The organism is Stenotrophomonas sp. FR012 (genome assembly GCF_047520565.2).
Lineage (GTDB): Bacteria > Pseudomonadota > Gammaproteobacteria > Xanthomonadales > Xanthomonadaceae > Stenotrophomonas > Stenotrophomonas sepilia.
Map to the genome: position 1 here is coordinate 166,699 of NZ_JAXBQL020000004.1, position 20,553 is coordinate 187,251.

Genomic DNA, 20,553 nt, shown 5'->3' on the forward strand with positions numbered 1-20,553 from the left:
CCGCCAGCACCGGAGCACCGCCAGCCAGCCTTCGCCCGCCAGCTGCTCCACCGCCCGCCAGCCGACAACGAAAAAGCCGGGGAATCCCCGGCTTTTTCGTGTCCGGGGTCAGATCCGTTTTCGACGAAAACGGCTCTGACCCCATTGGGATGGAAATCGCCAACCGAGGTTGGCGTGGACCGGGGTAATGCGTGTCAACCAATGTTGACACCTGCCAGGGGCGGTGTCCGGGGTCAGAGCCCTTTCCGGTGGAAAGGGATCCGACCCCGGTGCTCCTCACTCCACCGACAACCCTTCCACCTTCTGCCAGCCGCGCGGTAGCAGGTGGCCGCGTGTGGCGCGGGCGCCGAGGTAGGCGTCGAGCTCGTTGAACTTCAGCCCCATCGTGCGCTGGCCGGCGCGGACCTGCAGGGTCTGCCCCGGGCTGATCGCCACGATGGCGACCACGCGTTCGGTGGCGAGCTTGGCCTTCGGGATCTCGATGATCTTGTTGCCCTTGCCCTTGTCCAGTTCCGGCAGGTCGTTGGCGGCGATCGCCAGCAGGTTGCCGGAGCTGGTCACTGCCACGATGCGGTCGGTGGCGACGTTGGCCACTGCCGACGGGGTCAGCACCGACGAACCTGCAGACAGGTTCAGCATCGCCTTGCCGGCCTTGTTGCGGCCGATCAGGTTCTCGAAGCGGGTGACGAAGCCATAACCGTGGCTGGAGGCCAGCACGAAGCGGGTGTCCGGCTCGGCGCTGGCCAGGGTCACGAAGCTGGTGCCCGGTGCCGGCGAGAAGCGGCCGGTCAGCGGTTCACCATTGCCACGCGCGGAGGGCAATGTGTGCACCGGCGTCGAGTAGGCGCGGCCCTCGCTGTCGAGGAACGCGACCTGCTGGGTGCTGCGTGCGCGAACCGCGCCCTGCAGTCCGTCGCCTTCACGGTAGGACAGGGCAGATGCATCGACGTCGTGGCCCTTGGCGGCACGGATCCAGCCCTTCTCCGACAGCACCACGGTCATCGGTTCGCTCGGCACCAGCTCGGTCTCGTCGATGGCCTGCGCCGCCTGGCGCTGCACCAGCGGCGAACGGCGTGCGTCGCCGAACTTCCTGGCGTCGGCGGTCAGTTCATCGCGGATCAGCTTCTTCAGCTTGGCCTTGCTGTCGAGGATGCCGAGGATCTTCTCGCGCTCCTTGGCCAGCTCTTCCTGCTCGCCGCGGATCTTCATCTCTTCCAGGCGGGCCAGCTGCTTCAGCTTGGTTTCCAGGATGTACTCGGCCTGTTCCTCGGACAGTCCGAAGCGCGCGATCAGCGCCGCCTTCGGTTCGTCCTCGGTACGGATGATGTGGATCACCTCGTCCAGGTTGAGGAAGGCGACCAGCAGGCCTTCCAGCAGGTGCAGGCGGCGCTCGACCTTCTGCAGGCGGTGCTGCAGGCGGCGGGTGACGGTGTTGCTGCGGAAGGTCAGCCATTCGCTGAGCAGCGTCTTCAGGTTCTTCACCTGCGGACGGCCGTCCAGCCCGATCACGTTGAGGTTGACGCGGTAGCTGCGCTCCAGGTCCGTAGTGGCGAACAGGTGGCCCATCAGCTGGTCGGCGTCGACCCTGTTCGAACGCGGCACCAGCACCACGCGCACCGGGTTGGCGTGGTCGGATTCATCGCGGATGTCTTCCAGCCACGGCAGCTTCTTGGCGCGCATCTGTGCGGCGATCTGCTCGATCACCTTCGACGGCGACACCTGGAACGGCAGCGCCGTGATCACGATGTTGCTGGCTTCCTTGGTGAAGGTCGCGCGTGCACGCACGCTCCCGTTGCCAGTCTCGTAGATGTTGCGCAGGTCATTGGCCGCAGTGATGATCTCGGCGCTGGACGGGTAATCCGGGCCCTGCACGTGTTCGCACAGGTCGCGCACGGTGGCGTCGGGGTTGTCCAGCAGGTGCAGCAGCGCGCTGACGATCTCGTTGAGATTGTGCGGCGGCACGTCGGTGGCCATGCCCACGGCGATGCCGGTGGTGCCGTTGAGCAGCAGGTGCGGCAGCCGCGCCGGCATCCAGGTCGGCTCCTGCAGGGTACCGTCGAAGTTCGGTGCCCAGTCGGTGGTGCCCTGGCCCAGTTCGCCCAGCAGCACTTCGGCGATCGGGGTCAGCTTGGATTCGGTGTAACGCATCGCCGCGAACGACTTCGGGTCGTCGCTGGAGCCGAAGTTGCCCTGGCCCTCGATCAGCGGGTAGCGGTACGAGAACGGCTGCGCCATCAGCACCAGCGCCTCGTAGCACGCGCTGTCGCCGTGCGGGTGGTATTTACCGATGACGTCGCCGACGGTGCGCGCGGACTTCTTCGGCTTGGACGCGGCATTCAGGCCCAGCTCGCTCATCGAATAGATGATGCGGCGCTGCACCGGCTTCAGGCCGTCGCCGATGAACGGCAGGGCACGGTCCAGGACCACGTACATCGAGTAGTCGAGGTAGGCGCGTTCGGCGTACTCGCGCAGCGGCAGTTGTTCGAATCCGTGGAACACGGGGCGGGCAAGTTCGGTCATGCGGCGTTGTTACCTATGTCGGGAGGCGGCGACGGCGGTCGCCGCTCGCAATCCTGTGATTATCCGGATGCGGCGGGGGATGCCAAGCCGCGCGCAGGGTCCAGCCCGGTTTCCAGGCCGTGGCCGGCCCGCGCCAGGTAGCGCCCCGGTGGCAGCCCGAAGTGGCGGCGGAACACGGTGACGAAGGCGCTGGCGCTGCTGAAGCCCAGTGCGTGGGCGATGTCGGCGACGCTGCGGCCATCGGTCAACTGGCGCAGGGCTTCGGAGAGCCGGGCCTGCTGCCGCCACTGGGCGAAGCTGAGCGTGGTCTCGTCGCGGAAGTGGCGGGTCAGGCTGCGCGGTGACAGGCCGGCCCAGTGCGCCCATTCGGCCAGGCTGCGTTCGTCGGACGGGTCGGCCAGCAGCTGCGAGGCGATCTTCAGCAGGCGCCGGTCATGCGGCATCGGCAGGTGCATGCGCTGGCGTGGCGCTGTGCGGATCTCGTCCACCAGCACCTCGATGATGTGCTGGCGTTCGGAGGTGGTGTCGTAGCCCGGTGGCCAGTCACAGATGCGGTCGGCGAGCGCCTGCGCCAGCTTGGACAGGCCCAGCACGCAGGGATCGGAGGGCAGGGTGGCGCAGACCGGAGCCGCCAGCGCCATGCCCCAGCCACGCAGGGGGCCGTCGAGGGTGACCGTGTGCGGCTCCAGCGGTGGCATCCAGCCGGCCGAGCCCGGCGCCAGCGACCAGGTGCCGTGCGAGGTACGGGTGGTCAGCAGGCCGCGCTCGACGCAGATCAGCTGCGCGCGCTGGTGATGATGCCAATCCACTTCACGGACCAGCCCTTGCGGGCTGTCGAAACGGAAACCGACCACCGGGGGACCGTCGTTGCGCTCGAACCAGTCCAGTGCCTCGTCCCTGAGCAGGCGTTTGGGAGCGGGGATTTCTGCCTTGTTCATCATGTCTGCTGGCTGAAATGTGTCATCCATTGGCTAGATTGTACTACCGGGCCACCTGGCCAGGTCATTAAGGTAGGCGCCTTCACTGATCCAGCCCACTGCTGCAACACAGCATTCGATGCCAGATCAAATATTTCCATTGAGAAATATTTTTTTTGGAAGAGAATGCTCCCCCATGATCTGTCCTGCAACCACTCCCCCCAGCTTCGGCCTGCTGCTGCGCCAGGTGCGCGACGGCCTGGTCCGCCAACTCGACGCGTCCATGGCTGAAGAAGATCTGGGCATCGGCTTCACCCACTACATCGGGTTGAAGGTGCTTTCGAACATGGCGCCGTGCACCGCCAACGAACTGGCCCAGGCCATCGATCAGGTGCCCAGCGCGGTGACCCGGCTGCTGGACAAGCTCGAAGCGCTGGGCTGTGTCCGCCGCGAACCGCATGCGCAGGACCGGCGGGCATTGCAGATCGTGCTGACCGACGAAGGCCGCGCGCTGTGGGCACGCTTGAAGCTGCGTGGCGACGCGGTGATGGATTACGCCCTGCGTGATCTTTCCGCCGACGAGCGCACGCTGCTGCTGTCCCTCCTTACCCGAATCCGCGATTCACTGACGACCCCATGAACCCGATCCCGCATTCCACTCTCCGCCGGTCCGGGCGCGCGCTGCTGGTGTCAGCGCTGGCCCTGGCCCTGGCCGGCTGCGCCAGCAGTCGTGGCCTCAACCCGCAGGGCCACGTGCTTGACGTGGACAGCCTGCACAGCGAACGCACCTTGGCCGACACCGACCTGAGCGCCACCGGCTTCCCGGCGCAGGACTGGTGGAAGGCACTGGGTGATGCGCAGCTGGACGCGCTGGTCGCCGAGGGCCTGGCCGGCCACCCGAGCCTTGACGCCGCCGATGCCCGCCTGCGCCAGGCCCAGGCCCAGGTCGGCACCGCACGTGCCGACGAACTGCCGAGCCTGTCGGTGTCCGGTGGCTACACCGGCCTGCGCCTGCCCGAATCGATGGTCGGCAGCGAGATGGGTGGCCGTTACGGCGGCAGCAGCCAGGTCGCCTTCGACTTCAGTTATGGCGTGGACCTGTGGGGCGGCAAGCGCGCCGCCTGGGAAGCCGCCGTGGACGGTGCGCACGCCGCCACCGTTGAAGCGCAGGCTGCACGCCTGAACCTGTCCACTGGCATCACCCAGGCCTATGCCGACCTGGCCTACGCGTGGCAGCTCAACGACGTGGCCGAGGAAGAGCTGAGCCGTTCGCAGAAGTCACTTGAACTGACCCGCCAGCGCCGCAGCGCCGGCATCGACAGTGATCTGCAGGTGCGCCAGGCCGAGGCCCGTGTGCCGGCCGCGCAGCAGCAGGTGCAGGCCGCCCAGCAGCGTATCGACGCCGCCCGCACCGCGCTGGCCGCGCTGGTCGGCAAGGGCCCGGACCGTGGCCTGTCGATCCAGCGCCCGCAGCCGCTGAATCCGGTGGCACTGCAGCTGCCGGGCGTGCTGCCCAGCGAACTGCTTGGCCGCCGCCCCGACATCGTCGCCGCACGCTGGCGCGTTGAAGCGGCCGACAAGCAGATCAAGGTTGCCAAGACCAAGTTCTACCCGAGCTTCAACCTGACCGCGCTGGCCGGCGTGGTCGCCCCGAACGTGGGCGACCTGCTGAAGAGCAGCTCCACCTTTGCCTATATCGGCCCGGCGCTGAGCCTGCCGATCTTCGAGGGCGGCAAGCTGCGCGCCAACCTGGCCAATACCGATGCGCAGTACGACCTGGCGGTGGCCAACTACAACCAGACCGTGCTCGATGCGCTGCGTGATGTGGCCGACCAGGTCAACGCGGTGCGCTCGTTGGCACAGCAGGCGCAGTCGCAGCAGCAGGCGGTGGACACTGCACGCGCTGCCTTCGACCTGGCCCAGCAGCGCTACCGTGCCGGCATCGGCAGCTACCTGGACGTGCTGACCGCGCAGTCCACCCTGCTGCAGTCGCAGCAGCAGCTGGCCGGCCTGCAGTCGCAGCAGGTGCAGTCCTCGGTGCGCCTGAGCAAGGCGCTGGGCGGTGGTTTCCAGCCCACTGACGCCGACCGCGCACCGATCGCCTCCCATTCCGATTCCTCGCATTCCTGAAGATCTCCGACATGAGCCAGACCCAAGACACCGCGGCCCCGGCCGCCCCCAACCGCCGCGGCAACCTGCTGCGCGGCCTGTTCGTGATCGTCGTGCTGCTGCTTGCCGCTTTGGCGCTGTGGTACTTCATGTTCGGCCGTTGGTTCGAAGAGACCGACGATGCCTACGTGCAGGGCAACCAGGTGCAGATCACCCCGCTGGTGGCCGGCACCGTGGTCGCCATCAATGCCGATGACGGCATGCGCGTGGAGCGCGGCCAGCTGCTGGTGCAGCTGGACCCGTCCGACACCGCAGTGGCGCTGCAGCAGGCCGAAGCCAACCTGGCCAAGACCGTGCGCCAGACCCGCGGCCTGTACCGCAGCGTGGAAGGCGCGCAGGCGGACCTGAACGCCCGCCAGGTGACCCTGAAGCGCGTGCGCGAAGACTACGCCCGCCGCAAGGACCTGGCCGCCACCGGCGCCATCTCCAACGAAGAACTGGCCCATGCCCGCGACGAGCTGGCCGCGGCCGAAGCCGCCGTGGCCGGTTCACGCGAGACCGTCGAGCGCAACCGTGCGCTGGTCGACGACACCGTGATCGCCACCCAGCCGGATGTGCAGGCCGCCGCTGCGCAGCTGCGCCAGGCCTTCCTCAACAATGCCCGCGCCGGCATCGTTGCGCCGGTCTCCGGCTACGTCGCCCGTCGTTCGGTGCAGGTCGGCCAGCGCGTGCAGCCGGGCAATGCCCTGATGGCCGTGGTGCCGACCGAGCAGATGTGGGTCGAGGCCAACTTCAAGGAAACCCAGCTGCGCCACATGCGCCTGGGCCAGGAAGTGGAGCTGAAGTCGGACCTGTACGCCGGCGACGTGAAGTACAAGGGGCGCATCCAGAGCCTGGGCCTGGGCACCGGCTCGGCGTTCTCGCTGCTGCCGGCGCAGAACGCCAGCGGCAACTGGATCAAGATCGTGCAGCGCGTACCGGTGCGCATCGCCATCGATGCCAAGCAGCTGGCCGAGCACCCGCTGCGCATCGGCCTGTCGATGAAGGCCGAAGTGAGCCTGCGCGACCAGAAGGGCGAAGTGCTGCCGAGCACCCCGGCCAAGGGCACGGTGTTCGACACCGACGTGTATGCCAAGCAGCTGCATGATGCCGACGAGGTGATCCACACGATCATCCAGGGCAACCTGCCGCAGCAACAGGCGAAGGTGGGCTGAGGTCGCCATGTCCGCACAAGCTCCAGCCGCGCCCGGCGCTCCGGGCGCACCGGCGGCGCCGGCTGCAGCCTCCGGGTTCCTGCCGCCCAGCGTCGCCCTGTGCACCGTCGGCCTGGCGATGGCGTCGTTCATGCAGGTGCTCGACACCACCATCGCCAACGTCTCGCTGCCGACCATCGCCGGCAACCTCGGTGCCAGTTCGCAGCAGGCGACCTGGGTCATCACCTCGTTCGCGGTCAGCACGGCCATCGCGCTGCCGCTGACCGGCTGGCTCAGCCGCCGTTTCGGCGAACGCAAACTGTTCGTCTGGGCCACGCTGGCCTTCGTCATCACCTCGCTGTTGTGCGGCCTTGCGCAGAGCATGGGCATGCTGGTGGTGTCGCGTGCGCTGCAGGGTTTCGTGGCCGGTCCGATGTACCCGATCACGCAGTCGCTGCTGGTCTCGATCTACCCGCGCGAGAAACGCGGACAGGCATTGGCGCTGCTGGCGATGATCACGGTGGTGGCGCCGATCTGCGGCCCGATCCTCGGTGGCTGGATCACCGACAACTACAGCTGGGAATGGATCTTCCTGATCAACGTGCCACTGGGCATCTTCGCCGCGCTGGTGGTGGGCAACCAGCTGAAGGGACGCCCGGAGCAGATCGAGAAGCCGAAGATGGACTACGTCGGCCTGATCACGCTGGTGATCGGTGTCGGCGCGCTGCAGCTGGTGCTCGACCTGGGCAACGACGAGGACTGGTTCTCGTCGATGAAGATCGTGGTGCTGGCCTGCGTGGCGGTGGTGACGCTGACGGTGTTCCTGATCTGGGAACTGACCGACAAGGATCCGATCGTCGACCTGAAGCTGTTCCGGCACCGCAACTTCCGCGCCGGTACGCTGGCGATGGTGGTGGCGTACGCGGCGTTCTTCAGCGTGGCCCTGCTGATTCCGCAGTGGCTGCAGCGTGACATGGGCTATACCGCGATCTGGGCAGGCCTGGCGACCGCACCGATCGGCATCCTGCCGGTGATCATGACGCCGTTCGTGGGCAAGTATGCGTCGCGCTTCGATATGCGCATGCTGGCCACCGTGGCGTTCATCGTGCTGTCGATGACCAGCTTCCTGCGCTCGAACTTCAACCTGCAGGTGGACTACATGCACGTGGCCGGCGTGCAGCTGATCATGGGCATTGGCGTGGCGCTGTTCTTCATGCCGGTGCTGCAGATCCTGCTGTCGGACCTGGATGGGCGCGAGATCGCGGCGGGCTCCGGCCTGGCGACGTTCCTGCGCACGCTGGGCGGCAGCTTCGCGGCCTCGCTGACGACGTGGCTGTGGGCGCGGCGTACCCAGGTGCACCATGCCGATCTGACCGAGCACATCTCGGCCTATCAGCCGGGCATGCAGGAGCAGGTCACTGCGATGGGGCAGGGCGACCTGCAACATGGCGCGGCGGTACTGAACAACATGATCAACCACCAGGCATCGCAGATGGGTTTCAACGACATCTTCTTCCTGCTGGGCTGGATCTTCCTGGCGATCATCACCTTCCTGTGGCTGGCCAAGCCGCCGTTCGGCGCAGGCGCAGGTGCGGCGTCCGCGGGCGGTGGGCATTGATCGACCATTGGCGTTGAAACGCACAAAACCCCGCCGCAAGGCGGGGTTTTTCTTTTGGTAGATCCACGCCATGCGTGGATGGATCCCGGGGTCGTGCGGGTTCCCGAATCCCGGAAACGAAAAAACCCGCTTTCGCGGGTTTGATCATCTTGAGTCGTGGTGCCCAGGAGAGGACTCGAACCTCCACGGTTTTACCCGCTAGTACCTGAAACTAGTGCGTCTACCAATTCCGCCACCTGGGCGACTCAGGAGATGAATTGTGCGGCACGGCAGAGAGTGTGTCAACAACATTTCACACTATTTTCTGCGCTTGCACGCCCAGGTGGTGCAGCAGGCTGCGCATCGCCGGTGACAGCTGCGCCCACTCGGCGAAACAGGCGCACAGGCGGCGCTGTGCCCACGCATCTGCAAGCGGCACCGCAACGGTATGCGTGCTGCGTCGATGCTGGCGCGCGATGCTCCGCGGCACGATACCGACACCGATGCCGTGGCCCACCATGATGCAGACGCCCTCGAAGGTCTTCATGCGGATGCGCACGTCCAGTCGGCGACCGATGTCGCGCGCCTGGTCTTCGATGTAGGTCTGCAGTGCATTGCCATCGGCCAGGGCAACGAAGGTCTCGCCGGCAATATCGGCGAAGGCCAGCGTGCGCCGTGTGGCGAAGCGGTGGTCGGCCGGCAGCAGCATCACCAGCGGATCTTCGGCCACCACATGCTGCTGCAGGCCGGTGGCGTCGACCGCATCACTGATGATGCCGGCCTCGGCCTGGCCAGCGCTGATTGCACGCACGACTTCGGGGCTGGTGCGTTCCAGCAGTTCGACGTGCAGGCGGGGTCGTTCGGCCAGCCACGGTGCGAGCCGCGAGGGCAGGTAGTTGGTCAGTGCTGCGGTGTTGGCATACAGGTGCAGGGTGCCGCGCGCCCCCTGCGCGAATGCCTGCAGTTCGCCGCGCAGCTGCGCCTGCTGTTGCAGGATCAGGCGTGCATGGTGGGCGAGGGCGGCGCCGGCTTCAGTCAGGCTGACGCCACGTGGATGCCGGTTCAACAGCAGGGTGCCGGCATCGGCTTCGATCGTGCGCAGGCGCTCGCTGGCCGAACCCAGGGCCAGGTTCGCCTGCGTTGCGCCGGCAGTGATGCTCCCGGCCTCGGCGATTGCCAGGAACAGGCGCAGGTCGGCGATGTCCATCCGCATGTGGGTGCCCTCATCGCAGGGCCACCGCCTTCGGATCAGCCGAAGGCAGGGCCGGAAAGACCGCATTGTGCGCCGTTGCTCCGCCCGATCCAATGAAGGCATGGATGAATCGATGTACTTCTACGTGCTGCTGGTGCTGGTGTTCGTATTGGCCGGCGTGGTCAAGGGGGTGACCGGCATGGGGTTGCCGACGGTGGCGATGGGGGTGCTGGGCAGTACGCTGTCGCCGGTGGCGGCAGCGTCGATGCTGTTCATTCCGACCTTCGTCACCAATGTGTGGCAGCTGTTGTCCGGGCCAGCGCTGGGCCCCATCGTGCGGCGCCTGTGGCCGATGATGCTGGCCGTGGTGGTGGTGACGCTGGGTTCGGCAGCGCTGCTGGTACGGGTCGATCGCAGCGGGTCGCGCGTTGCGCTGGGCGTGGCCCTGATGGTCTATGCCGCCTATGCGTTGCTTGCGCCGGTGTTCCGCGTGCCGCAGCGGCGCGAGCGCTGGCTGGGGCCGCTGGTGGGCGCGCTGTCCGGCGTAGTGACCGGCGCCACCGGCGTGTTCGTGATGCCGGCGGTGCCGTACCTGCAATCACTGGGGTTGCAGCGCGAAGAACTGGTGCAGGCGCTCGGGCTGGCGTTCACCGTATCGACGATTGCACTGACCACGGGCCTGGTGCTGCACGGTGCGTTCGGCATCCAGCAGCTGGGCTTGAGTGCACTGGCGGTGGTGCCGGCACTGCTGGGCATGTGGCTGGGGCAGGTGATCCGGCAGCGCATCAGCGCACGGGTGTTTCGGGCGTGCTTCCTTGGCTTCCTGCTGCTGCTCGGCCTGGAGCTGGTGCTGCGGCCATTGTTCTGATGCCAAATTCCGGGCATGAAAAAACCCGCTTTCGCGGGTCTTTCTCATTCTCGACGTGGTGCCCAGGAGAGGACTCGAACCTCCACGGTTTTACCCGCTAGTACCTGAAACTAGTGCGTCTACCAATTCCGCCACCTGGGCGTCGAGGAGCGAGATTATGGGGTGTTGTTACGGGGGTGTCAACACTTTTTGCTTGCCCGGAGTCGGATCCCGTTTCGCTTGCGAAAGGGGCTCTGACCCCAGGGCCAGAGCGCCGGATTGCAGGCAAAAAAAATCCCCGCCGAAGCGAGGAGTTTTTTCGTTGGTGCCCAGGAGAGGACTCGAACCTCCACGGTTTTACCCGCTAGTACCTGAAACTAGTGCGTCTACCAATTCCGCCACCTGGGCGTTCCAGAGGCGCAATTGTGAAGATGAATCCGGGAGCTGTCAACGACTTCCTGAAATTATTTCATCCAACGCCTCCAGGGCGGGCGCTGACCCGTTCTGCACGCCATCAACGGCTACCATGTAGGGCGATGACTACCAAAAAACCAAGCAAGGGCGGGAGCAAGTCCCGCAGCCAAGCCCCGAAGAAGGGCCCGAAGGCGGGCGCAGCCCGCACCCCCAAGCCGGGCAAGCCGCTGCCAGGCTGGTTCCCCGAATTGAATGAAGGCGGTACGCCGCCGCGCGGCCGCAAGGTCCGCACCGCTGATGCGGCAGCGCCCGGCCCGGCCCCGGGCCGCAAGCTGCCGCCGACCGGCAAGGTGATCGACGATCCCTACGCCGCCCGCGAAGCCGAGAAATACGAACAGCCCATCGCCAGCCGCGAGGCCATCCTGGCCCTGCTGGAGCGTTGCGAAGGGCCGCAGACCGCCGAGGAACTTGGTGCACGCCTGGGCCTGACCGCACCGGATCGGGCCGAGGCGCTGTCGCGCCGGCTCGGTGCCATGGTCCGTGATGGCCAGCTGGTGCAGAACCGCCGCGGCGGTTTCGCCCCGATCCAGACGTTGAACCTGGTCACCGGCGTGGTGATCGCCAACCCGGAAGGGTTCGGTTTCCTGCGTCCGGTCGAGGGCGGCGACGACCTGTTCCTGCCGCCGTATGAAATGCGCAAGGTGATGCACGGCGACAAGGTGCTCGCCCGCGTGACCGGCATCGATCACCGGGGCCGTCGCGAGGGCAGCATTGCGCGCGTGCTCGAACGCGGCATGACCCGCCTGATCGGCCGCTTCAGCATCGAGATGGGCATCAACTACGTGGTGCCCGATGACAAGCGCGTGCAGCGCAACGTGCAGGTGCCGCCGGACCAGACCGGTGGCGCGCGCGACGGCCAGCTGGTGGTCTGCGAACTGACCCAGGCCCCGGACAGCCGCCGCCCGCCGATCGGCCGCATCATCGCCGTGCTGGGCGACAAGCTGACCGCGTCGCTGGTGGTGGAGACCGCCATCCACGGTCACGAGCTGCCGTTCGAGTTCCCGCAGGAGGTGCTGGACGAAGCCGCATCGGTGCCGCTGGTGGTTGAGCCGGCGATGATCGGCGACCGTGTCGACCTGCGCAGCACGCCACTGGTCACCATCGACGGTGAGGATGCCAAGGACTTCGACGACGCGGTGTACTGCGAGCCAAATGCCGATGGCTTCCGCCTGGTGGTGGCCATTGCCGATGTCTCCAACTACGTGCGCCCCGGTACGCCGCTGGATGAGGAAGCGCAGAAGCGCGCCACCTCGGTGTACTTCCCGGGCTTCGTGGTGCCGATGCTGCCGGAGACGCTGTCCAACGGCATCTGCTCGCTGATGCCGAAAGTCGACCGCATGTGCTTCGTCTGCGACATGCAGATCGACCGCGATGGCCTGGTCACGCATTCGCGCTTCTACGAGGCGGTGATGAATTCGCACGCGCGCCTGACCTACACCCAGGTGTGGAAGGCGGTCGGCGAGGACGATGCCGATACCAAGGCCTGGATGGGCGACCTGTTGCCGCAGGTGCAGCGCCTGCACCAGCTGTACAAGGTGCTGTCCAAGGCACGTGCCAAGCGCGGCGCCATCGAGTTCGAAAGCAGCGAGGTGCGCTTCGTGCTGGACAACCGTGGTGAAGTCACCCAGGCCGGCATGCTGGTGCGCAACGACGCGCACAAGCTGATCGAGGAATGCATGATCGCGGCCAACGTCGAGGCGGCCAGGTACCTGCTGTCGCGCCACGTGCCGGCGCCGTACCGCATCCACGAGAAGCCGCCGGAAACCAAGTACGCCGACCTGCTGGAATTCCTCAAGGAGTTCAAGCTGAGCCTGCCGCCGTGGTCGAAGGTGCGCCCGGGTGACTACACCAAACTGCTGAAGAAGATCCGCGACCGCCCTGATGCGACGCTGCTGGAGTCGGTGCTGCTGCGCAGCCAGAGCCTGGCGATCTACAGCCCGGAGAACCACGGCCACTTCGGCCTGGCGCTGGAGGCCTACGCGCACTTCACCTCGCCGATCCGTCGCTATCCCGACCTGCTGGTACACCGCGCGATCAAGCACGCGCTGTCCGGCAAGCCGCTGGACAAGTTCACCTACAACGCCCGCGAGATGGCCGCGCTGGCACTGCAGTGTTCCGAGCGTGAGCGCCGTGCCGACGAGGCCGAGCGCGAGGTCGACGAGCGTTACCGCGCGGCGTGGATGGAAAAGCACGTGGGCGGCCAGTTCGACGGCGTGATCAGCGGCGTGACCAGCTTCGGCCTGTTCGTGGAGCTGGACGAGTCGAAGGTGCAGGGCCTGGTCCACGTGACCCAGCTGCCGCAGGACTATTACAAGTTCGACGCGACCCGCAAGACGCTGACCGGCGAGCGCCGCGGCGGCAGCTACCGGCTGGGCGACCGCGTGCGCATCCTGGTGCTGAAGGCCAGCATGGAAGAGCGCAAGATCGACTTCCGGCTGGTCGAACACAAGGGTGAGGACGAGGGCGATGACCTGCCGCCGCTGCCTGAGCGGGGCAAGCCGGCCAAGCGGAAGAAAGAGAAATATTGATGACCGTGGTAGTGCCGGCCGCTGGCCGGCATCCATGGCACCCTCGGCACCGACGGGTTGCCGGCCAGCGGCCGGCACCACCAGGAGACATCGCATGCAAGGCCAACCCGAATACAGCGGCGGCTGCCAGTGCGGCGCGATCCGCTTCCACGTGCGTGGTGCGCTGACCGACAGCTCGATCTGCCATTGCCGGATGTGCCAGAAGGCCTTTGGTGCCTTCTACGCGCCCTTGGTGTCGGTGCGCGGCGTGCAGTTCAGCTGGACCCGCGGCCAGCCGCGCTATTTCCAGTCGTCCAACGTGGTGCGGCGTGGCTTCTGCGCCGACTGCGGCACGCCATTGACCTACGAAGCGCCCGATGGCGTGGCGGTGGCTGCCGGCGCGTTCGACGAAGCCGAACGCCTGCCTCCGACGATCCAGTACGGGGTCGAGCGCAAGCTGCCCTTCGTCGACGGCCTGGCCAGCCTGCCCGTACGGCGTACCGAGGAGGACATCGTGGCCCTGGACTTCCTGGCCACGATCGTGTCCCACCAGCATCCCGACCACGACACCCCACACTGGCCGCCGCGCAGCCGGTAACGCACCTGTAGAGCCGAGCCCACGCTCGGCTGGCGGGTCGCCGCAGCCTGAACCCAAGGCCGCCGGGTGCAGGCTCGGCTCTACAGGCGGGCCCGCCGCAGCGCCCGGACCGCCGATGCTCTACCATAGCCACCCCCTTTCCGGTCCCCGCCCGCATGAGCAAGAACAGCCAGTGGATCGTCGGCGTCAACGCCGTCGCCTCCTCCATCGAGAACGACGCCGAGAACGTCCGCGAAGTGCTGGTCGAGGCCGGTGCGAAGAACCCGCGCCTGACCGAGATCGAGGAAAACGCCCGCCGCAAGGGCATCGACGTGCGCAAGGTGAACAGCCAGGCGCTGGACGGTGTGGGGGGCTCGGTGCGCCACCAGGGCGTGGCCGCGCGCTATGCCGCCGCCCGCACCTACAGCGAGAACGAGCTGGAAGGCCTGGTCACTGCGGCCGAGGGCAAGGCGCTGCTGCTGGTGCTGGATGAGGTGCAGGACCCGCACAACCTGGGTGCCTGCCTGCGCTCGGCGGCTGCGGCCGGTGCGACTGCAGTGATCATCCCCAAGGACAAGTCGGCCACGGTCAACGCCACCGTGCGCAAGACCTCGGCCGGCGCCGCCGACCTCATCCCGGTGGTGGCGGTAACCAACCTGTCGCGTTGCCTGAAGGACCTGCAGAAGCAGGGCGTGTGGATCTACGGCCTGGCCGGTGAAGCCACCGCCTCGCTGTACCAGCTGGACCTGAAGGGCAACATCGCGCTGGTGCTGGGCGGCGAAGCCGACGGCCTGCGCCGCCTGACCCGCGAGAACTGCGATGGCCTGGTCAAGATCCCGATGCCGGGCGAGATCGAGAGCCTGAATGTCTCCGTCGCCGCCGGCGTCAGCCTGTTCGAGGCCGTGCGCCAGCGCGGTTGATCCGCCGGCGCGACGTGATCGGGGTCAGATCCCTCTCCGCAGGCGAGGGATCCGACCCCTTTTCCATGTGCCGTGTCGACCAAGGTCGGCACCTACCGGTAGTCGCCAACCTTGGTTGGCGCTCTTGCCGCCTCAGCCCGCGCTGCCACCCAGTGCCTTGAACAGGGTCACGTCGTTGTTCAGCTGGCCCTGGCGCACGCGCGCCAGCGACAGCTCTGCATCGCGCCGGGTCTGCTGCGCTTCCAGCCAGGTGCGCAGATCGGTAGCACCCACGCGATAACGCACTTCCTGCGCGCGCTCCACTTCCACCGCTTCCTCGTACGAAGCCTGCGAGGCAGCGACCTGGCGCGCCAGCTGCTCGCGCGCGGACAGTGCGTTGTCCACTTCGGAGAGCGCGGTGTACAGCGTCTTGCGGAAATTGGTCGCCGCGATCTGATAGCTGGTGCCGGCGATATCGGTATCCAGCTGCGCGCGCTGCAGGTTGAGGAATGGCAGCGAAAGGCCGGCACCCAGCGTGGCCACCGGATTGCGCAGTACATCGCCCAGCGAGGTCGCACTGGAACCGAGGCTGCCGGTCAGGCTCAGCGCCGGGTAGTACTGGGTGGCGGTGACCTTGATGGTCTTCAGGCTGTTGCGCAGGCGGAGTTCTGCCGCACGCAGGTCGGGGCGGCGGCCGAGCAGGTCGGCCGGCAGCCCCTCGACAATGCGCGGGCTGCGTGCGCCCAGCAGGTCCTGAGGTTCGTCCTGCTGGGGCCAGGGCGTGCCGTCCAGCAGCACGGTCAGTGCGTTGCGCACCTCCACCCGCTGCTGTTCCAGCGCGCTCTGCGAGGCGCGCTGCGATTGCAGGTTCTGCAGCGCCTGGCGCACTTCCAGGCGCGATACCGCACCGGCGTCGAAGCGGGCCTGCACCAGTTCGCGGGTGCGCTCCAGCCGCTCCAGATTGGCCTGGCCGGTGGCGATCGACTGGTTCAGGTAGGCCAGGTTCCAGTACTGGGTGATGGTGTCGGTGATCACCAGCAGGGCGGTATTCTGCCGGTCTTCCTCGCTGGCTTCGGCTTCCCAGCGGGCGATGTCGCGCTGGGTCCGCAGGCGTCCCCACAGATCGACCTCCCAGCCGAGCGAAATGCCGGTGGAGTAGCTGCGGCGCCAGTCGTCGGCCTGGTCGGTGGCGCGGCTGGCATTGCCGCTGACGCCCGATGATGAAGGCTGCGGCCACAGCGCGTTGCTGGCCAGGCCGGCCTGCAGGCGCGAACGCTGCACGGCCAGGCCGGCGGCGGCCAGGTCGCTGTTGGCGGCCAGCGCCTGCGCCACCAGGCGGTCCAGGCGTTCATCGCCGAAGCCGGTCCACCAGGTGTCCTGGCGGATGTCGTGGCCCGGTGTGTCCAGGCTGCTGCGCGGGTCGTCGGCCGGTGCGTTGAGGGTGGCATCGCCACGCCCATACTGGGCCGCCACATCGGGATCGGCCACCGGATAGCGGCCGACAGAGGCGCAGCCAGACAGGGCGAGCAGAACGGCACCCGCCAGCAGCCGGCGCGAAGGGGCAGAGAAGGGCAGTCGGGTCATCATCTTCATTCGCGTGCCAGGGCCTCCACCGGGTCAAGCTGCGCGGCATTGCGCGCGGGCAGGAAGCCGAACGCCACGCCGATCAGGGTCGAGCAGGCGAAGGCGGCAATGATCGAGGCGGTGGAGAACAGCACCTGGAAGTCGCTGGCGAAGCGGCCGATCATCGAGCCCAGCAGCAGGGCCAGGCCGATGCCGAGCACGCCACCGAGCAGGCACACCAGCACCGCTTCGATCAGAAACTGCTGGCGGATATCACTTTGTCGTGCACCAACGGCCATGCGCACCCCGATCTCTCGGGTGCGCTCGGTCACCGACACCAGCATGATGTTCATCACGCCGATGCCGCCGACCAGCAGCGCGATGGCGGCGATGGCACCGATCAGCAGGGTCATCGTGCGCGTGGTCTGCTCGATGGTGTCGCGGATCTCCGCGCTGTTGCTGAGGAAGAAATCCTCGGTGCCGTGGCGCATCGTCAGCAGGCGGGTGATCGCTTCCTGAGCGGCATCCATCGGTGTGTTGTCGTCCACGCGCACGGTGATGCTGGAGACATGGCTCTGGCCGAGCATGCGCGACATCACCGTGGTGTAGGGCACCCAGACGCTGAGGCTGGTGCTGCCACCGAAGCCGAAACTCTGGCGCTTGGCCACGCCGACCACGCGTGCCGGCACGTTGCCGAGCAGGATCACCTGGCCGACCGGGTCGACATCGGGGAAGAACTGGGTCTGGGTGTTTTCGTCGATCACCGCTACCTGGCCGAGGCCCCTCACGGCATCGGCATCGAAGAAGCTGCCGCTGAGCAGGGTTACCCCCTTGACCCGGAAGAACTGCTCGCCGACGCCGCTGACCTGGGCGGTCGACGACTGGTTGCGATAACGCGCGGTGACCGAGGTCGATACGCTGGGGGTGGCGCTGTCCACATAGCTCTGCTTTGCCAGTGCATCGGCATCGCTGGCCTTGAGCGTCTGCACCCGGGCCGAGCGCATGTCGCCGAAACCACGGCCGGGATAGACGTCGATGGTGTTGGTGCCGAGCGCGCTGATGTTCTGCAGGATCTGCTGCTGCGAGCCATTGCCCAGCGCCACCACCGAGACCACCGAGGCGATGCCGATGATGATGCCGAGCATGGTCAGGAAGGTGCGCAGGCGATGGGCGTTCATCGCCAGCAGCGCCATCCGGAACGCTTCGGTGAAGCGGTCGCGGGCCGCCCGCCAGCTGTTGCCGTGGGCGACGCCGGTACTGGCTTCGCGCTGGGCGCGGTAACTCGGCGCATCCGGATTGGCGCGGTCGGCAATGATCTCGCCATCGCGGATCTCGATGATGCGCTGTGCGTGCTGGGCCACGCTCATGTCGTGGGTGACGATGATGATGGTGTGGCCTTCGGCATGCAGTTCGCCGAGGATCGCCATCACTTCCTCACCGGATTTCGTATCGAGCGCGCCGGTGGGTTCGTCGGCCAGGATCACCTCGCCGCCGTTCATCAGGGCGCGTGCGATCGACACGCGCTGCTGCTGGCCACCGGAAAGCTGGCCTGGCTTGTGATGCATGCGGTCGCCCAGGCCCAGCCGCTGCAGCAGTTGCTCGGCACGCGCGTTGCGCACCGGGCCGGGACTGCCGGCATACACCGCCGGCACTTCCACGTTGCCGCGCGCGTCGAGGTCGCCGAGCAGGTGGTAGCGCTGGAAGATGAAACCAAAATGCTCGCGGCGCAGTTCGGCCAGTTCGTCCGGCTCCATCTTTCCGGTTTCGCGGCCGGCCACCTGGTAGCTGCCGCGGGTGGGACGGTCGAGGCAGCCGAGGATGTTCATCAGCGTCGACTTGCCCGAGCCGGACTGGCCGACGATGGCGACCATCTCGCCGGCGTGGATGTCGAGATGGACGTCGCGCAGCACGGCGATCACATCGTCGCCGGCCGGGAATTCACGTCGCAGGTCGCGCAGCCGCAGCAGCGGCGCCGTCGTGCTCATCGGCGCCCCATGCCCGGGCCGCCGACCCGCATCTGCATGCCGCCGCGGTTGCCGCCGCCGGCGCTGGCACCGGCCGCACCGGCTTCGCCGACCACCACGCGCTCGCCTTCCTTCAAGCCGGACAGGATCTCGGCCGAGGCGCCGTTGTTGATGCCGACGGTGACCTTGCGCGGCTGCGGCTGGCCCTTCTCGTCCAGCACCCGCACCATCCGCTCATCGCCACGGCGCTTCGGTCCCAGTGCCACCGCCGGCACCATCAGCACGCCCTTGGCCTGCTTGAGCAGTACCGAGACCTGCGCGGTCATGTCGATGCGCAGCGTGCCGTCCGGGTTTTCCACATCAAACAGCGCGTTGTAGTAGACCGCGCTGCTGGAGCTGGAGCTGGAGGAGCTGCTGGAGCTGGACGAATTCTCGTTGGCGATCGAGGCAGGCGCCGGATTGATCTGGCGCAGCGTGGCGTGATACTTGCGGTCCGGGTCGCCCAGGGTGGTGAAGTACACCGGCATGCCGGGCTTGATCTTGACCACGTCGGCCTCGGAGATCTCGGCATTGACGGTGACCACGTCCAGCCGCGCCAGCATGACGATGGTCGGTGCGGTCTGGTTGGCGTTCACGGTACGGCCTTCCTCGGCCACCACCGCGACCACGGTGCCGTCCATCGGCGCGGTGATGCGGGTGTAGGCCAGGTTGGCGCGGGCGGTGCCCAGCTCGGTTTCGCGGCCCTTGATCTGCGCCTCGTAGGACTGCAGCTGGGCGCGGGCAGTCTTCAGCTGTGCTTCGGCGGCATCGTATTCCTGGCGCGAGGTGGCCTCGGCGGCCAGCATCTGCTGCTGGCGCGCGAACTCCAGTTCGGCCTGGCGCAGGGTGGCTTGCTGCACCGCGCGCTGGGCGGTGACCTGGTCCAGCGAGGCCTGCGCGTTGAGCACCTGGTTCTGCTGGGTGGTGGCATCGATCTCGGCGATCAGGTCGCCTTCCTTCACGGTGTCGCCCAGCTGTACCTTCAGCGATTTGATCTGGCCCGAGGCCTGCGCGCCGACGCTGACCAGCTTGTAGGCGTCGATCACGCCGGTGGCATCCACCGTTTGTTCGATGTCACCGCGGCTGACCGGCGAGGTTGCCACCGCCGGGGCGGCGGGCTTGCGCAGCAGCCACCAGACGGTCGCGGCGACGATCAGGGCGAGCAGGGCGATCAGCATCAGGCGACTCCGGCGGGTCGCTGGCAGCAGGCGGAACGTCACGTCGTGGCTTCACTCTCGAGGCCGCGAGGGCGGCGTTGGTGGGCATTGTGAAGACCGGGCGATGGACGGCTCAATCCTCGGGGTATGTCTGTATGTAACACTGTCGGTGAACAGGCGTAACCACAGGTATCCCGCCCGCGGGTGGATACACTGGTACGCATTGCCCCGGATGCGGTTCAGCTGCCGACACGGGATGATCGCGACATGGAGACTGAAAACCCGATGCATCGACTGCTGATCGTCGACGACGACAACGACATCCGCACGCTGCTGGCCGAGCAGCTCGGCCGCGCCGGCTACCAGGTGAGCACTGCGGCCGATGGCACCGCCATGCGCCAACTGCTGGACCGCGAGCATGTGGACCTGATCGTGCTGGACCTCAACCTGCCGCGCGAGGATGGTCTGACCCTGTGCCGTGACCTGCGTGCGCGTTCGAACACGCCGGTGATCATGCTGACCGCGCGCGCCGAGCCGATCGACCGCGTGCTGGGCCTGGAAATGGGCGCCGACGACTACCTGGCCAAGCCGTTCGAGCCGCGCGAGCTGCTGGCGCGCATCCGCAACGTGCTGCGCCGGACCGAGGCGCTGCCGGCCAACCTGGAACCACTGGCGGTACGCCGCGCGCGTTTCTCGCGCTGGGTATTCGACCTCGAGCATCGCCACCTGGTCGATCCGGATGGCCGCGTGGTGGTGCTGTCCGGCGCCGAGTTCCGCCTGCTGCGGGTATTCATCGCCCACGCCAACAAGGTGCTGTCGCGCGAGCAGCTGGTCGCGCTCAGCAGTGGCCGCAACTACGAGGCTCAGGACCGCGCGATCGACCTGCAGGTCAGCCGCCTGCGCAACAAGCTGGGCGACGATGGTGGCCCGGATGGACTGATCAAGACCGTTCGCAACGAAGGCTACGTGCTGGCCTCGTCGGTCAACCTGGAATAAAC

The 20,553-nt window shown here is 67.1% G+C and carries 15 protein-coding genes and 3 tRNA genes; 9 read left to right on the top strand and 9 right to left on the bottom strand.

Annotated elements, in window-relative coordinates; all coding sequences use genetic code 11:
• Positions 1-276: 276 nt before the first annotated feature.
• Both parC and ACM0O9_RS08935 read right to left on the bottom strand, forming a co-directional pair.
• Complete coding sequence (gene parC / locus ACM0O9_RS08930) at positions 277-2,520, bottom strand: DNA topoisomerase IV subunit A (RefSeq protein WP_005415873.1); 2,244 nt, start codon at positions 2,518-2,520, stop codon at positions 277-279.
• A gap of 59 nt (positions 2,521-2,579) precedes the next feature.
• Positions 2,580-3,461, bottom strand: coding sequence for a helix-turn-helix domain-containing protein (locus tag ACM0O9_RS08935; protein WP_171958382.1), 882 nt, complete (start codon positions 3,459-3,461; stop codon positions 2,580-2,582).
• A gap of 172 nt (positions 3,462-3,633) precedes the next feature.
• On the opposite strand from ACM0O9_RS08935, the gene emrR reads away from it, so the two are divergent.
• Genes emrR through emrB form a run of 4 tightly spaced genes read left to right on the top strand, consistent with a single transcriptional unit; the run spans position 3,634 to position 8,357 of the window.
• Complete coding sequence (gene emrR, locus ACM0O9_RS08940) at positions 3,634-4,077, top strand: multidrug efflux system transcriptional regulator EmrR (protein ID WP_005415875.1); 444 nt, start codon at positions 3,634-3,636, stop codon at positions 4,075-4,077.
• A complete protein-coding gene (gene emrC / locus ACM0O9_RS08945) occupies positions 4,074-5,567 on the top strand; it encodes a multidrug efflux transporter outer membrane subunit EmrC (protein WP_235649759.1) in 1,494 nt (497 codons plus the stop codon). Before emrR ends, emrC begins: the two co-directional genes overlap by 4 nt.
• Before the next feature lie 11 nt (positions 5,568-5,578).
• Positions 5,579-6,760, top strand: a complete 1,182-nt coding sequence (gene emrA, locus ACM0O9_RS08950; RefSeq protein WP_021204129.1) for a multidrug efflux MFS transporter periplasmic adaptor subunit EmrA — start codon at positions 5,579-5,581, stop codon at positions 6,758-6,760.
• 7 nt (positions 6,761-6,767) lie between these two features.
• Positions 6,768-8,357, top strand: a complete 1,590-nt coding sequence (gene emrB / locus ACM0O9_RS08955; protein WP_065186080.1) for a multidrug efflux MFS transporter permease subunit EmrB — start codon at positions 6,768-6,770, stop codon at positions 8,355-8,357.
• Between the two features lie 157 nt (positions 8,358-8,514).
• On the opposite strand, the gene ACM0O9_RS08960 is transcribed toward emrB, so the two are convergent.
• Both ACM0O9_RS08960 and ACM0O9_RS08965 read right to left on the bottom strand, forming a co-directional pair.
• Positions 8,515-8,599 (bottom strand) — tRNA-Leu (locus ACM0O9_RS08960).
• Positions 8,600-8,649: 50 nt separating this feature from the next.
• Positions 8,650-9,549: a LysR family transcriptional regulator gene (locus ACM0O9_RS08965; protein WP_414603894.1), complete on the bottom strand. Its 900-nt coding sequence runs from the start codon at positions 9,547-9,549 to the stop codon at positions 8,650-8,652.
• Between the two features lie 100 nt (positions 9,550-9,649).
• Here ACM0O9_RS08965 and ACM0O9_RS08970 point away from each other — a divergent pair, with 100 nt between their 5' ends.
• Positions 9,650-10,396, top strand: coding sequence for a sulfite exporter TauE/SafE family protein (locus ACM0O9_RS08970; protein ID WP_053501281.1), 747 nt, complete (start codon positions 9,650-9,652; stop codon positions 10,394-10,396).
• A gap of 56 nt (positions 10,397-10,452) precedes the next feature.
• On the opposite strand, the gene ACM0O9_RS08975 is transcribed toward ACM0O9_RS08970, so the two are convergent.
• A tRNA-Leu gene (locus ACM0O9_RS08975) sits at positions 10,453-10,537 on the bottom strand.
• A 161-nt stretch (positions 10,538-10,698) separates the two neighbouring features.
• Positions 10,699-10,783, bottom strand: a tRNA-Leu gene (locus tag ACM0O9_RS08980).
• A gap of 128 nt (positions 10,784-10,911) precedes the next feature.
• Here ACM0O9_RS08980 and rnr point away from each other — a divergent pair.
• From rnr to rlmB, 3 genes are all read left to right on the top strand, one after another.
• A complete protein-coding gene (gene rnr / locus ACM0O9_RS08985; protein ID WP_414603893.1) occupies positions 10,912-13,377 on the top strand; it encodes a ribonuclease R in 2,466 nt (821 codons plus the stop codon).
• 94 nt (positions 13,378-13,471) lie between these two features.
• On the top strand, positions 13,472-13,954 hold the full coding sequence (locus tag ACM0O9_RS08990) for a GFA family protein (RefSeq protein ID WP_414603891.1): 483 nt from the start codon (positions 13,472-13,474) through the stop codon (positions 13,952-13,954).
• A 155-nt stretch (positions 13,955-14,109) separates the two neighbouring features.
• Positions 14,110-14,853, top strand: a complete 744-nt coding sequence (gene rlmB / locus ACM0O9_RS08995) for a 23S rRNA (guanosine(2251)-2'-O)-methyltransferase RlmB (protein ID WP_005408775.1) — start codon at positions 14,110-14,112, stop codon at positions 14,851-14,853.
• 132 nt (positions 14,854-14,985) lie between these two features.
• Here rlmB and ACM0O9_RS09000 read toward each other — a convergent pair whose 3' ends face one another.
• Genes ACM0O9_RS09000 through ACM0O9_RS09010 form a run of 3 tightly spaced genes read right to left on the bottom strand, consistent with a single transcriptional unit; the run spans position 14,986 to position 19,618 of the window.
• The gene (locus ACM0O9_RS09000) at positions 14,986-16,425 is read right to left on the bottom strand and encodes an efflux transporter outer membrane subunit (RefSeq protein ID WP_414603890.1); all 1,440 of its coding nucleotides are present in this window, start codon (positions 16,423-16,425) and stop codon (positions 14,986-14,988) included.
• Positions 16,422-18,380 (bottom strand): MacB family efflux pump subunit, encoded by a 1,959-nt coding sequence (locus tag ACM0O9_RS09005; RefSeq protein ID WP_053499927.1) that lies wholly within the window; start codon positions 18,378-18,380, stop codon positions 16,422-16,424. The genes ACM0O9_RS09000 and ACM0O9_RS09005 overlap by 4 nt, the downstream gene beginning before the upstream one ends.
• Complete coding sequence (locus tag ACM0O9_RS09010) at positions 18,377-19,618, bottom strand: efflux RND transporter periplasmic adaptor subunit (RefSeq protein ID WP_414603889.1); 1,242 nt, start codon at positions 19,616-19,618, stop codon at positions 18,377-18,379. The genes ACM0O9_RS09005 and ACM0O9_RS09010 overlap by 4 nt, the downstream gene beginning before the upstream one ends.
• Before the next feature lie 204 nt (positions 19,619-19,822).
• On the opposite strand from ACM0O9_RS09010, the gene ACM0O9_RS09015 reads away from it, so the two are divergent.
• Positions 19,823-20,551, top strand: coding sequence for a response regulator (locus ACM0O9_RS09015; protein WP_005415886.1), 729 nt, complete (start codon positions 19,823-19,825; stop codon positions 20,549-20,551).
• Positions 20,552-20,553: the final 2 nt, after the last annotated feature.